Below are 13,757 nucleotides of genomic sequence, written 5' to 3'. Positions count from 1 at the left end.
TCGGCTTCGGCTGGTCCCCCTTCGCTGTGTTGTGAGATCCCCGCCGCGGCGGGGAGCTCAGCGCAGGAACAGCGAAGAGTCCGGGCGCGGCGATGCTGTGGCATCCGCGTCCGTGACGATCGGCGCGCCCTGCGCGAACGCTGCGACCTCTGCGCCCTGTGCGATCTTCGCGGGGTGCGGTCCCGCCGCGAGGATGCGGGGCAGCCAGGTGGTGGGGAGGGCGGTGGCGGATGCGGCGATCACGAGGTTTCCGAAGCGGCGGCCCTTCAGGATCTGGGTGTCGGCGAGGATCGCGACCTCGCCGAGCGCAGCGATGATCGTCGCGACCTGACGGCGCGCGAAGGCGAGACCGGGCCCGTCCGCCACGTTCACGAGCAGCACGCCGGTGGGGCTGAGCAGTTCGGCGATCTCGCGGTAGAACTCCATGCTGGTGAGGTGCGCCGGCGTCTGCGCGCCGGAGTAGACATCGGATACGAGGAGGTCGACCTTGCCCGCGATCGCCGGCGGCAGGCGGCGCAGGCCTTCCCGGGCGTCTCCGATCCGCACGCGGATGGCGGCGCCGCGCGGCAGCGGCAGGTGTTCGCGGACGAGCTCGATGAGCGGGCCCTCCAGCTCGACGACCTGCTGGCGCGAACCGGGCCGCGTGGCCTCGATGTAGCGGGGGATCGTCATGGCCCCCGCGCCAAGGTGCACTGCGGTGAGTGCGGCTCCGGGCTCGGCGAGCTGGTCGATCACCGCGCCCATGCGGACGATGTACTCGAAGTGCAGGTGCGTCGGGTCGTCCAGATCGACGTGGGACTGAGGGGTGTCGTCGACGAGGAGTTCGAAGCCGGAGGTGAACTCGGAGGGCGCGATCCACGCGCGCGATCCGGAGTCCAGACGCGTGCTCGGATGCTCCGTGTCCTTGGCGCGATTTCGTCCCATACGTCGACCCTACGTGTCGTTCGGGTAACGACATTGGAAGCAACTTGCAGGACGCCTAACAATCCCGGATACTTTTTCCAGCGGTGGACACCCGGCCGCTCGGATGTTTTCAAAGAGGAGATTGCCGAATGAAGAATCGTATTCTTCCCGTTATCGCACTCGGTGCGGTAGCAACCCTTGGACTTGCAGCCTGCTCCGGTGGCAGCACGCCGGCGGCCAGCGAAGGCCCCGTCGACGGCAAGGGCCAGACGCTCAGCGTCTGGATCATGAAGGGCACCAACCCCGACGCCACCGCCTTCTACGACGCCGTCTCGGCCGAGTTCGAGGAGAAGACCGGCGCCAAGGTCAAGATCGAAGAGGTGCAGTGGGCTGACGCGCACGACCGTTTCGTGACCTCGATCGCCGGTGGCACGACCCCCGACATCGCAGAGACCGGCACCACCTGGACCGCCGAGTTCGCCGACGCTGGCGCACTGCTTGCGCTCGACGAGTACGTCGACGCTGAGAAGGGCCTGCGCGATGACCTCGTCGAGGGTCTCGAGGTCGCCGGCACCTACGGCGAAGAGCTCTACGGCATGCCCTGGTACGCCGGCGTGCGCTCGATCATGTACCGCGCCGACATCTTCGAAGAGCTCGGCCTCTCGGCTCCCGAGTCGTGGGACGACATCGTCGCCGCGGGCGAGGCCATCAAGGCCGCGCACCCCGAGATGATCGCCTACGCCGTTCCCGGTGACGCCGAGTTCCTGGTCTACCCCTGGGTTTGGGGTGCCGGTGGCGAGGTCGCAACCCAGAAGGGCGACACCTGGACCAGCGAGCTGGACAGCAAGGAGTCGCAGGAGGGCATCCAGTTCTACACCGACCTCGCCGTGAAGCACGGTTTCTCGTCGGCCGGTGCGACGACCTGGAAGGAGACGGACCAGCGCGACGCGTTCACGCAGGGCAACGTCGCCATGATGATCTCCGGATCGTGGACCCCCAAGTCGCTCATCGAGGCGAACCCGGAGCTTGAGGGCAAGATCGGCGCAGCCGTGATCCCCGGCCAGAAGCCCGGCACCATCTCCCCGTCGGTTCTCGGTGGCTCGCACCTCTCGGTGTTCAACACCACGAAGAACCCAGAGCTCGCCTGGGAGTTCGTCAAGATGATGACCGTCGGCGAGTTCGCTGAGAAGTGGGCCACCGAGACCGGCTACTTCCCCGGCGTGCAGTCGGCGATGGAAGAGGCCCTCGCCTCGACCGACCCGCTCGTCGCTCCGTTCGCGAAGCAGATGGTGGAGGGTGGCGCTTCCGTGCCGGTGACCCCGAACTTCGGTGCTGTCCAGGCCAAGAAGACCACCAACGCCATGATCCAGGCCATCCTCAGCGGACAGAAGGACGTCGCGACCGCGACGAAGGACGCCGCTGCTGAGATGACCGAGCTGCTCAACCAGTAACAAGTAGGAACGACAACATATGTCAATGGTGCAAGCACCACTGCCGGCCACGGACGCGCGGGAAACCCCCGCGTCCGTGGCCGGCGGCCCCACGCGTGGCCGCCGTCTCTTCACCTGGGCGAAGGCACGCCCGTGGCTCCTGCTTGCGCCGGGGCTCGCGATTCTCGCGGGTCTCATGCTCTGGCCCCTCATCCAGGTCGTCATCTTCTCGCTGCAGGACTACGGTCTGCGTGAGATCAACACCGGTGAGACCAACTTCATCGGCCTCCAGAACTACATCGAGGCGCTCACCAAGCCGACGCTGTGGACGACAGTTCTCCCGAACACCGTCGGATTCGCGGCCGTCGCCGTGTTCGTCACGGTCGCCGTCGGCACGCTCGTCGCGCTGCTTCTCGCTCGCCTCGGCACCGTATGGCGCACGATCGTCTCCAGCTGCATCATGATCGCCTGGGCGATGCCCGCGGTCACCGGCACCTACGTCTGGATCTGGATCTTCGACGCCGATCGCGGAATCTTCAACCGGATGCTCCTGGACTGGGGCCTGATCGACGAGCCGGTCAACTGGTTCACCAACCAGTGGTCGTTCTACGCGATCGTGCTGCTGAATGTCGTGCACCACGGTTTCCCGTTCGTCGCCGTGACGATCCTCGCCGGCCTGCTCGGCGTCTCCAAGGAGATGCTCGAGGCGGCCGCGCTCGACGGTGCGGGCGCCTGGCGTCGCTTCTGGAAGATCGTCTTCCCGACGCTGCGTCCGGTCTTCTCCGTCGTCATCATCCTTTCCACGATCTGGGACTTCAAGGTCTTCGCGCAGGTCTATCTGATGCCAGGTGGTAACGGCGGCAACCGTTCCGTCCTGAACCTCGGCGTCTGGTCGTACGTGGAGTCCTTCGGTCAGAACCGCTACGGCTTCGGTTCTGCCCTTGCCGTGCTGCTGACCCTCGTGCTGATCGGCATCACGATCGTGTACATCCGCTCGCTCATGAAGGAGGACGAGCTGTGAATTCGTCGAAGCGCATCCTCTCCAAGGTCGGGCTCGGTGTAGCGATCACGGCCGTCCTGCTGTTCACGCTGTTCCCGGTGTACTGGATGCTCTCCAGTGCATTCGACAAGAAGGCCTCCAGTGGTGGGCAGTCGCTCCTCCCACAGGAGTTCACCTTCGACAACTTCATCTTCGTGCTCAACGACGGCGGCTTCGGGGTCTTCCTCCGCAACTCGCTCATCGTCGCGCTCGTCACCGTGCTGGTGAGCGGGTTCGTCTGCCTTCTCGCGGCCGTCGCCGTGGCTCGGTTCAAGTTCAAGTTCCGCACCATGGTGCTGATGATGATCCTCATCGTGCAGATGGTTCCGCTCGAGGCGCTGGTGATCCCGCTCTTCCTGCAGGTCAAGAGCCTCGGCATGCTCAACAGCATCCTCGGTCTGATGGTCGTGTACGTCGCGCTGTCGCTCGCGTTCGGCATCTGGATGCTGCGCGGTTTCGTGCAGGCAGTTCCGGTCGAGCTCGAAGAGGCGGCATACATCGACGGCGCGAGCTGGTGGCGGATGTTCCGCTCGGTGCTGCTGCCGCTGGTCATGCCGGGTCTGGTCGCCACGAGCGTCTTCGCCTTCATCACCGCCTGGAACGAGTTCATCTTCGCGATGACGATGCTGGGCGGCGCGACCGATCAGTACACCGTCGCGATCGGTCTGAAGTCGTTCTTCGGTCTGCACTCGAACGACTGGGGCAGCATCATGGCCGCGTCGACGATCATCACGGTCCCCGTCATGATCTTCTTCGTGATCGTGCAGCGCCGCCTTTCGAGTGGCCTCGTCGCAGGAGCGGTCAAGGGATGACGGATGAGCTGACCCGGCTCGCGAACGGCGTCCTGTGGCCGGGGTTCCTCGGCACGCAGGCGCCGTCGTGGCTGACGGAAGAACTGCAGAACGGTCTCGCGGGCGTCGTGTACTTCGCCCAGAACATGGGACCGGATGTCGCGGGGCTGAGCGCAGAACTGCGCGCGGCCAATCCGCGAGTGCTGATCGGCGTCGATGAGGAGGGCGGGAGCGTCACCCGGCTGGAAGCCGGTAGCGGTTCCACTCTTCCCGGTGCCGCGCAGCTCGGCGTCCTGAACGATCTGGCGGCGACGCGCGCGACCGGAGTGGAGCTCGCACGCCGCGTTGCGGTCGCGGGCGCAAACGTCGTGCTCGCACCGGTCGCCGACGTCAACACGGATCCGCGCAACCCCGTCATCGGGGTGCGTGCGTTCGGCTCGGACACGGAACAGGTCTCGGCGCACGTCGTGGCCGCGGTCGAAGGGATCCAGGGCGGCGGTATCGCCGCGTGCGTCAAGCACTTCCCGGGTCACGGCGACACGCACCTGGACTCGCACCACGCGCTGCCCTCGATCGACCTCACACCGGCAGAGATCGAGCGTGACCACCTTCCGCCGTTCCGGGCGGCGATCGCCGCGGGCGTGGACTCGATCATGACGGCCCACATCGTTGTTCCGGCGTGGGGCGAGCAGCCCGCGACGCTCAACGCGGACGTGCTCGGGATGCTCCGCAGCGATGGCTTCGAGGGCGTCATCATCACCGACGCTCTCGACATGGCCGCGATCCGCGAGTCTGTCGGCATCGGCGGTGGCGCCGCGCAGGCGCTGATCGCAGGTGCTGATCTGATCTGCATCGGCAACCCCACTAACCCTGGTCCCGCCATGCTGCCCGACCAGGATGAGCGCGACTTCCATGCTGCGCGTGACGGGATCCTCGCGGCCCTCCGTGACGGCTCGCTGTCGCGAGAGCGGCTGGAGGAGGCGGTCGCCCGCGTGGCGCGCCTCGGCGAGAAGCTCGCGGCCGCTGAGGTCGCGCAGCCGGAGGTGCTGGATGCGGCGGAGATCGTCGCCCGTGCCCTCGGTGTGCAGGGTGCGCTGCCCGCAGCATCCGCGTCCGCCCTCTCCGTGATCGACGCCCGCACCCGCTCGACGCTCGCCGTCGACAGCGCGGCCGCCTATGTGGGGGAGACGCTGGCCGAAGGCGGATTCCGTGTCCGTGTGGACACGACGGATGTCTCCCTGGAGGAGAGGTCGGCGGCGATCGCAGAGGCCGTCCGCGTGGCATCCGAGCGCGGCCTGCAGGTCATCGCCCTGGTGGACCGACTGCACAGCTCTGCGGCACAGCGTGAGCTCGTCGCGCAGGTCGCGCTGGCGGCCGCCGACGCCGTGGTCGTCAACGTCGGGCTCGCCTCGGCGCAGACCGACCTGCCGCTGCCGTTGGTGGATGTGCGTGCCGCAAGCCGCATCGGAGCCGCGGTCGCGCGGGAACGGCTGATCGGGGCGTCGTGAACGCTGTCGGGGGCGGGGGAGCTCGCCGTGGACGGTGACGCCCTCGCCCTCGTGCGTGCGTCGCTTCCCCGGCTGAGTGCGGCGGAGGCGCGTGTCGCCGAGGTGATCCTCGGAGATCCGACGCTCGTCGTCGACCTCGCGATCACCGACCTCGCGCGCGTGTGCCGCACATCCCTGTCCACGGTCGCGCGTTTCGCGCAGAGTCTCGGATACTCGGGCTATCGCGAACTGCGCGTCGAGTGCGCCCGTGCGGTGACGCGCGCACAGGCGCAGCAGGAGCGCTTCGGCTTCGACGACGCGGTGATCGATCTCGAGGACACCGCTGAGGCGGTGGTCGCGAAGATCGCTGCGCAGGAGGTCAGTGCGATCGAACAGACCGCGCTCGCGGTCGATTTCGCCGGCATCGACCGTGTCGCATCCGCGGTCGCCGCTGCCCGGCACACGGAGCTGCTCGGACAGGGGGCTTCTGCGTTGACGGCGCAGGACTTCCGCTTCAAGCTCGCCCGAATCGGATGCTCCGCCGGACAGTCGTCCGACCCACATGTCGCCTTCGCCGCGGCCGCGCTGCTGAGCCCTGGCGCGGTCGCGATCGGCATCTCACACAGCGGCGAGACTGCCGAGACACTGCGAGGTCTGGAGATCGCGCGCGCGACGGGGGCCACCACGGTCGCGCTGACGAATGCGCCGGAGTCGTCGATCACACGCCTCGCGGACGTCGTGCTCTACACGCGCGCGCGAGAATCGCCGCTTCGGATCGCCGCCATGTCCAGCCGCATCGCGCAGCTGGCGCTGCTGGACGTGCTGTTCGTGCGCGTCGTGCAGATGCGCGGCGGTGCCGCGGCAGAGCCGCTCAGACTCACCCGCGACGCGGTGGCGCCGAAGCGCGGCTGAGCGCTGAGCGCCGTTCAGGCGACGTGGTCGCGCGTGGTGCCGAGCACTCGCGTCGCCAGTCGGTGCGCGCGTGCCACGCAGCCGGCGAGGGAGAGCCCCGCGAGGACTCCCGCAAGGAATCCTGCGGCGAATGCGTCACCGGCGCCGATCGTCTCCACGACGGTCGCGTCGAGGGCGGGAGCATCCACGCGCTCCGTGCCGTCGAAGGCGACCGAGCCGTCTTCGCGGGTGACGACGAGGTAGCGCGGTGCGGGGAAGGTGGCGCGCAGCGCGGCCGCGTCACTCGTGCCGAAGAGAGCTGCCGCATCCGAGGAGCTGCACTGCACGATGTCGGCGCGGGCCATGTACCCCCCGAGCACTTCGCGCGCCTCGTCCTCGCGGCCCTCCCAGAGCATCGGCCGCCAGTTGAGGTCGAAGCTGATGAGGCGGTCACCGCGATCGGCGAACAGGGCATCCTGCGCGGCACGGGCGCCGTCCGAGATCGCGGGGGTGATGCCGGTCGTGTGCACGAGGCGCGCCTTCGCGAGGACACGCTGCACCGCCGGGTTCTCCAGCAGAGCGGGGGTGATCCGTGTGGCCGCGGACATCGCACGGTAGTAATGCATGGAGCTGGCCAGCACGCCCTGCGTCGCGGGGCCGAGCTCTTTCACGTACAGTCCCGTCGGCGCGGTCGTGTCGATCTCGATGGCTGAGGTGTCGACGCCGTGCTCATCGAGCGCGGACAGCAGGAAGCGCCCGAAGCCGTCGTCACCCAGTCGCGAGATCACCGCGGAGGGCGTGTGCGCGGATGCGAGGGCGATCGCCACGTTCCATTCGGCACCCGCGAGAGAGCGTTCGAACGTACGCACCTCCTCGAGTGGGCCGGTCGATGTGGGAACGAGCGCGATGAGGCCTTCGCCGAAGCAGGCGACGAGCGGAGTGTGTTCGGGCACGTTCGTGACGATACCGGATCGAGACACGTCGGGGGTTTCCGAATTGCGTCGACGCAGATACGGTCGAACAACACTCACCGTGTGAAGCGCAACGTTGCGCTCCGATCGCGCAAAGATGCGCAAGATCAGGGAAGGACTCACAGCATGCACCACACGCGCATGAATCGCCGGGGCCTCACAGCAGTGACGGGTGCCGCAATCGCCGCCCTCGTGCTGTCCGGATGCGTCGCCAGTGAACGTGGCGGCGGATCGGCCGAAGAGGGGGAAGGCGGTGTCGACGGGACATTCGTGTTCGCAGCCTCCTCTGATCCCGTCAGCCTCGACCCCGCGTTCGCCCAGGATGGCGAGAGCTTCCGCGTCTCGCGGCAGATCTTCGAGGGACTCGTCGGCACCGAGCCCGGCACGGCAGACCCGGCCCCGCTGCTCGCGGAGAGCTGGGAATCATCCGAGGACGGCATGTCTCACACGTTCGCCCTGAAAGAGGGCGTGAAGTTCCACGATGGCTCCGACTTCAACGCGGAGGCCGTGTGCTTCAACTTCGACCGCTGGTTCAACTGGACGGGCCTGGCCGCCTCTGAGGCGTTCGGGTACTATTACTACAAGCTCTTCCAGGGCTTTGCGAGCAATGCAGCGGATGCTGTCTACAAGTCCTGCACGCCGGACGGCGAGCTCTCGGTGACGATCGAGCTCAACAAGCCGTTCGCCGGCTTCATCCCGGCGCTGTCGCTGCCGGCGTTCTCGATGCAGAGCCCGACGGCGCTGCAGGAGTTCGACGCGGATGCCGTGGGCGGTTCGGCGGAAGCGCCGCAGATGTCCGAGTATGCGATGGGGCACCCTGTCGGAACCGGTCCCTTCCAGTTCAGCGAGTGGGCGCCGGGGGAGCAGGTCACCCTGAACGCATTCGGCGACTACTGGGGCGACACGGGCCAGATCGACGAGATCATCTTCCGCACGATCGACGACCCGACCGCGCGTCGTCAGGCGCTCGAATCCGGAGCCATCGACGGCTACGACCTCGTCGGACCCGCCGACACCAAGGCTCTTGAAGACAAGGGCTTCACGATGGTCTCGCGCCCGCCGTTCACGATCCTGTACCTCGCCTTCAACCAGGCGGTGCCGGAGTTGCAGGACCCGAAGGTGCGTGAAGCGCTCTCCTACGCCGTCGACAAGGATGCGCTGATCAGCCAGGTGCTCCCGGAGGGCACTCAGAAGGCGATCGAGTTCATGCCGCCGGTCGTCAACGGCTACAACGAGAACGTCACGACGTACGACTTCGATGTCGAGAAGGCCAAGTCGCTGCTCGCCGAGGCGGGCTACACGGAGGCCAACCCGCTGACACTCACGTTCAACTACCCGGTCAACGTCTCGCGGCCGTACATGCCGGACCCCGAGCAGATCTTCACGGTTCTCTCGACGCAGCTTGCGGCGGCCGGCGTGAAGACGAACCCGGTCTCTGAGGAGTGGGGCGAGTACCTCGACCGCACGACCGGCACGTCGGACCACGGCATCCACCTGCTCGGATGGACCGGCGACTACAACGACACCGACAACTTCGTCGGCGTCTTCTTCGGACAGCAGAGCTCGGAGTGGGGCTTCGACAACCCCGACCTGTTCCGCAAGCTCAGCGAGGCGCGCGGCATCGCGAATCTCGAGGAGCAGAGCGCGCTGTACCAGGAGATCAACGAGGATGTCGCGAAGTTCATCCCCGGTGTTCCGCTCGCACACCCCGCTCCCACGCTGGCGTTCGCGCCGCGCGTGAAGAGCTACCCGGCCAGCCCGGTCAATGACGAGGTCTTCTCTGAGATCGTCCTGACCGAGTAGTTCTGACCGAGTTCGGCGTCGCCCCGCGCTCATGACGTGAGCGCGGGGCGACCCGCACCTGATCGACGGAGATCCTGTGCTGCGCACCATCGGCAGGAGACTGCTGTTCCTCATCCCTACTCTCTTCGGCTTGAGCATCCTGCTCTTCGCCTGGGTCCGTGCCCTTCCCGGCGGACCCGCTGTCGCCCTTCTCGGTGAGAAGGCCACTCCCGAAGCGGTCGCTCGCATCAATGAGCTGTACGGCTTCAGCAAGCCGCTCATCGAGCAGTACTTCATCTGGGTCGGACGCCTCCTGCAGGGCGACTTCGGAACGTCCATCCAGACCAACAGGCCGGTGCTGGAGGAGTTCTTCCGACGCTTCCCTGCGACGATCGAACTCTCGGTGGCGGCCCTCATCTTCGCCGTCGGCGTCGGTGTTCCGCTGGGCTACTGGGCGGCGCGCCGTCACGGCAAGTTCAGCGACCACGCCTCGGTCGTGTTCAGCCTCGTCGGCATCACGATCCCGGTGTTCTTCCTGGCGTTCATCCTGAAGTACGTCTTCGCAGTGCAACTCGGATGGCTGCCGTCGGACGGTCGCCAGAACCCGCGAATAGATGCGACCCATCCCACTGGCTTCTACGTCTGGGACGGCATCATCACCGGTGAGTTCGACGCCGCCTGGGATGCGTTCCTTCATCTCATCCTGCCCGCGCTCGCGCTCGGCACGATTCCGCTCGCGATCATCGTGCGCATCACCCGGGCCAGTGTGCTGGAGGTGCAGAACGCCGACTACGTGCGCACCGGGCGCGCGAAGGGTGTGGCGCGTCCCACGCTGCGCAATCGATTCATCCTTCGCAATGCCATGCTGCCGGTCATCACGACGATCGGTCTGCAGACGGGGCTGCTGATCTCGGGGGCGGTCCTCACCGAGACCGTGTTCGCCTTCCCGGGCATCGGCTCTTTCCTGGCCCGCGCGATCTTCACCCGCGACTTCCCGGTATTGCAGGGATTCATCATCTTCATCGCGATCGCCTACGCACTCATCAACCTCGCCGTGGATGTGTCGTACAGCCTGATCGACCCGAGAGTGCGGGTGCAGTGATGCGAAACACAGTGCATCGACAGCCCGCACGAGAGGAGGAGACGTCATGAGCGTCGCACTTCCCCCGGCCCAGGGCGGAGGCATGATCGACACGGTCGCCATCGCTCAGGCCGATCTGAAAGACGGCCCCGGCGGCTTCTGGCGTGATGTGTTCCGCCGCCTGCGCCACAACCCGACGGCGTGGATCGGCGCGGCCATCGTGCTGCTGTTCCTGCTGATCGCGGCGCTCGCGCCGGTGCTCGCGCCCTACCCGGAGACCGCGTTGCCGGGGGCGAAGTTCATCACCCCGACCCACATTCCCGGACCGGGCGAGCTGCCCGAGTTCCCGCTGGGCCTGGACCGCTTCGGCGGTGACGTGCTCTCCAAACTCATCTGGGGTGCGCAGGCGTCCCTGATGGTCGGTGTGGTCTCCACGGCGCTCGGACTTGCGGGCGGAATGCTCCTCGGTCTCATCGCCGGAACCTTCGGCGGGTGGGTCGACACCGTCATCATGCGCGTCGTCGACATCATCCTCTCGGTACCGAACCTGCTGCTCGCTGTCTCGATCGCTGCGATCCTCGGCCAGACACCGTTCGCCGTCATGATCGCCATCGGTGCGTCGCAGGTGCCGATCTTCGCGCGCCTGCTCCGGGCGTCGATGCTGCAGCAGCGCTCTGCGGACTACGTGCTGTCGGCGCAGACGCTGGGTCTCGGTCGCGGCACGATCACGATGACCCACGTGCTGCCGAATGCGATCGGACCGGTGATCGTCCAGGGCACGCTGACGCTCGCGACGGCCGTGATCGACGCGGCGGCGCTCTCCTTCCTCGGTCTCGGCGGCGGGCGCCCCGAGACCGCCGAATGGGGGCGGATGCTGACCTACGCCCAGAACGAGCTCGCGATCGCCCCCTGGCTGGCGTTCTTCCCGGGTATCTGCATCGCGGTCACCGCGCTCGGCTTCACCCTGTTCGGTGAGGCGCTGCGCGAGGCGATGGATCCACGGACGAGGGCACGATGACCATGTCGAGAGAAAACGAGAGCATGACATTCACCGAGGCATCCGCCCCGCTCCTCTCCGTGCAGGGCCTCGCCGTCGACTTCACGACCATGGACGGCGTCGTGCACGCCGTCGAGGGTGTCGACCTGGAGATCTCCGCAGGGGAGACCGTCGCTATCGTCGGCGAGTCCGGTTCGGGCAAGTCGACGACCGCGATGGCCATCATCGGGCTCCTCGCCTCCGGCGGACGCGTGGCGGCAGGCAGCATCCGCCTCGACGGGCGAGAGATCGCCCACGCGAGCGAGAGCGAGATGCGGATGATCCGCGGACGCTCCATCGGCCTCGTGCCGCAGGACCCGATGTCGAACCTGAACCCCGTCGCCAAGATCGGCACGCAGGTCGCCGAGACGCTTCTGGCCCACGGACTCGCCAACAGGCGCGACGTGGACACGAAGGTCGTCGAGGCGCTGCAGGCCGCGGGGCTGCCCGATCCGGCGCAGCGTGCGAAGCAGTACCCGCATGAGTTCTCCGGCGGTATGCGGCAGCGGGCGCTCATCGCGATCGGTCTCGCCTGCAAACCGCGCCTGCTCATCGCGGATGAGCCGACGAGCGCACTGGATGTCACGGTGCAGCAGACGATCCTGGACCAGCTGGGTCAGATGACGCGCGAGCTCGGCACGGCCGTGCTCCTCATCACGCACGACCTCGGACTCGCTGCAGAACGCGCGGAGCGCGTGATCGTCATGCACCGCGGACGGGTCGTCGAGCAGGGGCCGGCGCGTCAGATCCTCGAGAACCCGCAGCACCCCTACACGCAGGCGCTCGTCGCCGCGGCGCCCTCCGTCGCGGTGGCGCGACTGCAGCCCGATGCCTTCGTCGCGAAGGAGCGACAGGAAGAGGCCGCCGCAGACGCTGCCATGCGACCCGACCACATCGTCGAGATCGCCAACCTCACCAAGGTGTACCCGGTGCGCGGACGAGGGGAGGACTTCGTCGCCGTCAAGGACGTCTCGCTCGCGATTCCGCGAGGGGAGACGGTGGCGATTGTGGGGGAGTCGGGATCGGGCAAGACCACGACAGCGCGGATGCTGCTGAAGCTCATCGAGCCGACGTCGGGCACCATCACCTATGAGGGCACCGACATCGCTCGCATGAACCGCGTGCAGACGCGGGAGTTCCGACAGAAGGTGCAGCCGATCTTCCAGGACCCGTACGCGAGCCTCAACCCGATGTTCACGATCGAGCGTCTGATCGCAGAGCCGCTCGACTTCTACAAGCGAGGCAGCTCGGCCGACCGCCGCAGGCGTGTGCGGCAGCTGCTCGACGACGTGGCGCTGCCGCAGTCGATGCTGCGCCGCTACCCGTCAGAGCTCTCAGGAGGTCAGCGTCAGCGTGTCGCGATCGCCCGCGCGCTCGCGCTCTCGCCGGAGCTCATCGTCTGCGACGAGCCGGTGTCCGCACTCGATGTGCTCGTGCAGGACCAGATCCTTCGGCTGCTCGGTGACCTGCAGCGCGAGTACGGGCTCAGCTACCTCTTCATCTCGCACGACCTCGCCGTCGTGCGGCTGATCAGCGACTACGTCTGCGTCATGAAGGACGGGGCGCTCGTGGAGGCGGCGTCGAGCGAGGAGATCTTCACGAACCCCCGCGACCCGTACACGCGACGGCTGCTGGCTTCGATCCCGGGAAACGAGCTCGGCATCGCCTCGTAACCCGACGGCGCTTCTCATAGGCTCGCGGAAGGCGGCACGACCAGTCGTCGAGGGGAGAGGCACGAGTGGCATCGTCAGAGCGAGGGACGACAGACAGGATCGCGCGAGCGGAGTTGACGGCGCGGTGGTTTCGCGGGGTGGCGATCGCCTGGACGGGCTTCACCGCTCTGACGTTCGGCGTGATCGCGGTTTTCGGCTCCCCAGGAATCGGGGTGGAGATCGCGCGGCCGGTCTACGGCGGTGGGGCGATCCTTGCGGTCGTCTTCCTCATTCTGCTGTCGTGGCCTGCGGCACGCGTGCGTCAGTGGCTCGACAGAGTGCTCGCCGTGCTCCAATGGCAGGTCGCGAGTGGAGCGGTGATCGCCTTCACCGTCAGTGCCATGGCACGGCAGGAGCTGGTCCAGGCGTTCGGTCTCATCGGCGTGTACCTGCTGCTCAACGCGGGCCTCGCGATGGCGATGACGCTCGTGGCGGGCTCGCTTCGCTCGCAGTACGCAGCGCGCGACGAGGAGGAGCGAGAAGCACGTCATCGCGAGGAGCTGCAGAAGCTCGTGGCCTCAATCCGCGCTGCGGGCCAGCCCCCGACGAAGCGCCGTGCCTGGTTCGGGGCGCGCAGCTCCGCCCTCCGCTGAGGAATCTGGGGGCAGAACCTCCCGCTCGCCGCGCGCACATA

The 13,757-nt window shown here is 67.2% G+C and carries 12 protein-coding genes; 10 read left to right on the top strand and 2 right to left on the bottom strand.

Going from position 1 to position 13,757, the window contains the following annotated elements:
• Nucleotides 1–57 precede the first annotated feature (57 nt).
• Nucleotides 58–924 (bottom strand): spermidine synthase, encoded by an 867-nt coding sequence (locus AC1REM_RS00150; RefSeq protein ID WP_492512748.1) that lies wholly within the window; start codon nt 922–924, stop codon nt 58–60.
• Nucleotides 925–1,052: 128 nt separating this feature from the next.
• Between AC1REM_RS00150 and AC1REM_RS00145 the strand changes: the two genes are divergently transcribed.
• Genes AC1REM_RS00145 through AC1REM_RS00125 form a run of 5 tightly spaced genes read left to right on the top strand, consistent with a single transcriptional unit; the run spans nt 1,053 to nt 6,562 of the window.
• Entirely contained in the window at nt 1,053–2,354 is a 1,302-nt protein-coding gene (locus tag AC1REM_RS00145; RefSeq protein ID WP_492512747.1) for a sugar ABC transporter substrate-binding protein, read from the top strand.
• 19 nt (nt 2,355–2,373) lie between these two features.
• On the top strand, nt 2,374–3,354 hold the full coding sequence (locus tag AC1REM_RS00140; protein WP_492512746.1) for a carbohydrate ABC transporter permease: 981 nt from the start codon (nt 2,374–2,376) through the stop codon (nt 3,352–3,354).
• A complete protein-coding gene (locus tag AC1REM_RS00135; RefSeq protein WP_492512745.1) occupies nt 3,351–4,184 on the top strand; it encodes a carbohydrate ABC transporter permease in 834 nt (277 codons plus the stop codon). The genes AC1REM_RS00140 and AC1REM_RS00135 overlap by 4 nt, the downstream gene beginning before the upstream one ends.
• Nucleotides 4,181–5,671, top strand: a complete 1,491-nt coding sequence (locus AC1REM_RS00130; RefSeq protein WP_492512744.1) for a glycoside hydrolase family 3 protein — start codon at nt 4,181–4,183, stop codon at nt 5,669–5,671. The genes AC1REM_RS00135 and AC1REM_RS00130 overlap by 4 nt, the downstream gene beginning before the upstream one ends.
• A gap of 27 nt (nt 5,672–5,698) precedes the next feature.
• Nucleotides 5,699–6,562, top strand: a complete 864-nt coding sequence (locus tag AC1REM_RS00125) for a MurR/RpiR family transcriptional regulator (protein ID WP_492512743.1) — start codon at nt 5,699–5,701, stop codon at nt 6,560–6,562.
• Between the two features lie 14 nt (nt 6,563–6,576).
• Here the strand turns inward: AC1REM_RS00125 and AC1REM_RS00120 are convergent, their stop codons facing one another.
• Entirely contained in the window at nt 6,577–7,494 is a 918-nt protein-coding gene (locus AC1REM_RS00120; protein WP_492512742.1) for a sugar kinase, read from the bottom strand.
• A gap of 144 nt (nt 7,495–7,638) precedes the next feature.
• Between AC1REM_RS00120 and AC1REM_RS00115 the strand changes: the two genes are divergently transcribed.
• The 5 genes from AC1REM_RS00115 (at nt 7,639) to AC1REM_RS00095 (ending at nt 13,716) form a co-directional block, all read left to right on the top strand.
• A complete protein-coding gene (locus tag AC1REM_RS00115; RefSeq protein WP_492512741.1) occupies nt 7,639–9,315 on the top strand; it encodes an ABC transporter substrate-binding protein in 1,677 nt (558 codons plus the stop codon).
• A 76-nt stretch (nt 9,316–9,391) separates the two neighbouring features.
• Nucleotides 9,392–10,396, top strand: coding sequence for an ABC transporter permease (locus AC1REM_RS00110; protein WP_492512740.1), 1,005 nt, complete (start codon nt 9,392–9,394; stop codon nt 10,394–10,396).
• Between the two features lie 46 nt (nt 10,397–10,442).
• Nucleotides 10,443–11,393, top strand: a complete 951-nt coding sequence (locus tag AC1REM_RS00105; RefSeq protein ID WP_204938018.1) for an ABC transporter permease — start codon at nt 10,443–10,445, stop codon at nt 11,391–11,393.
• Nucleotides 11,394–11,416: 23 nt separating this feature from the next.
• Nucleotides 11,417–13,084, top strand: coding sequence for a dipeptide ABC transporter ATP-binding protein (locus AC1REM_RS00100; RefSeq protein ID WP_492512739.1), 1,668 nt, complete (start codon nt 11,417–11,419; stop codon nt 13,082–13,084).
• Nucleotides 13,085–13,149: 65 nt separating this feature from the next.
• Nucleotides 13,150–13,716 (top strand): hypothetical protein, encoded by a 567-nt coding sequence (locus AC1REM_RS00095; RefSeq protein WP_492512738.1) that lies wholly within the window; start codon nt 13,150–13,152, stop codon nt 13,714–13,716.
• Nucleotides 13,717–13,757: the final 41 nt, after the last annotated feature.

It is taken from the genome of Microbacterium sp. GW823-FHT02G05, assembly GCF_058797175.1.
This window is presented reverse-complemented; position numbering and strand designations above follow the sequence as displayed.

Excerpts from the sequence above, each read along its gene's own strand:
- AC1REM_RS00140 (WP_492512746.1), top strand. The coding sequence starts at position 2,374 with ATGTCAATGGTGCAAGCACCACTGCCGGCCACGGACGCGCGGGAAACC.
- AC1REM_RS00130 (WP_492512744.1), top strand. The coding sequence starts at position 4,181 with ATGACGGATGAGCTGACCCGGCTCGCGAACGGCGTCCTGTGGCCGGGG.
- AC1REM_RS00105 (WP_204938018.1), top strand. The coding sequence starts at position 10,443 with ATGAGCGTCGCACTTCCCCCGGCCCAGGGCGGAGGCATGATCGACACG.
- AC1REM_RS00115 (WP_492512741.1), top strand. The coding sequence starts at position 7,639 with ATGCACCACACGCGCATGAATCGCCGGGGCCTCACAGCAGTGACGGGT.
- AC1REM_RS00150 (WP_492512748.1), bottom strand. The coding sequence starts at position 924 with ATGGGACGAAATCGCGCCAAGGACACGGAGCATCCGAGCACGCGTCTG.
- AC1REM_RS00100 (WP_492512739.1), top strand. The coding sequence starts at position 11,417 with ATGACATTCACCGAGGCATCCGCCCCGCTCCTCTCCGTGCAGGGCCTC.
- AC1REM_RS00145 (WP_492512747.1), top strand. The coding sequence starts at position 1,053 with ATGAAGAATCGTATTCTTCCCGTTATCGCACTCGGTGCGGTAGCAACC.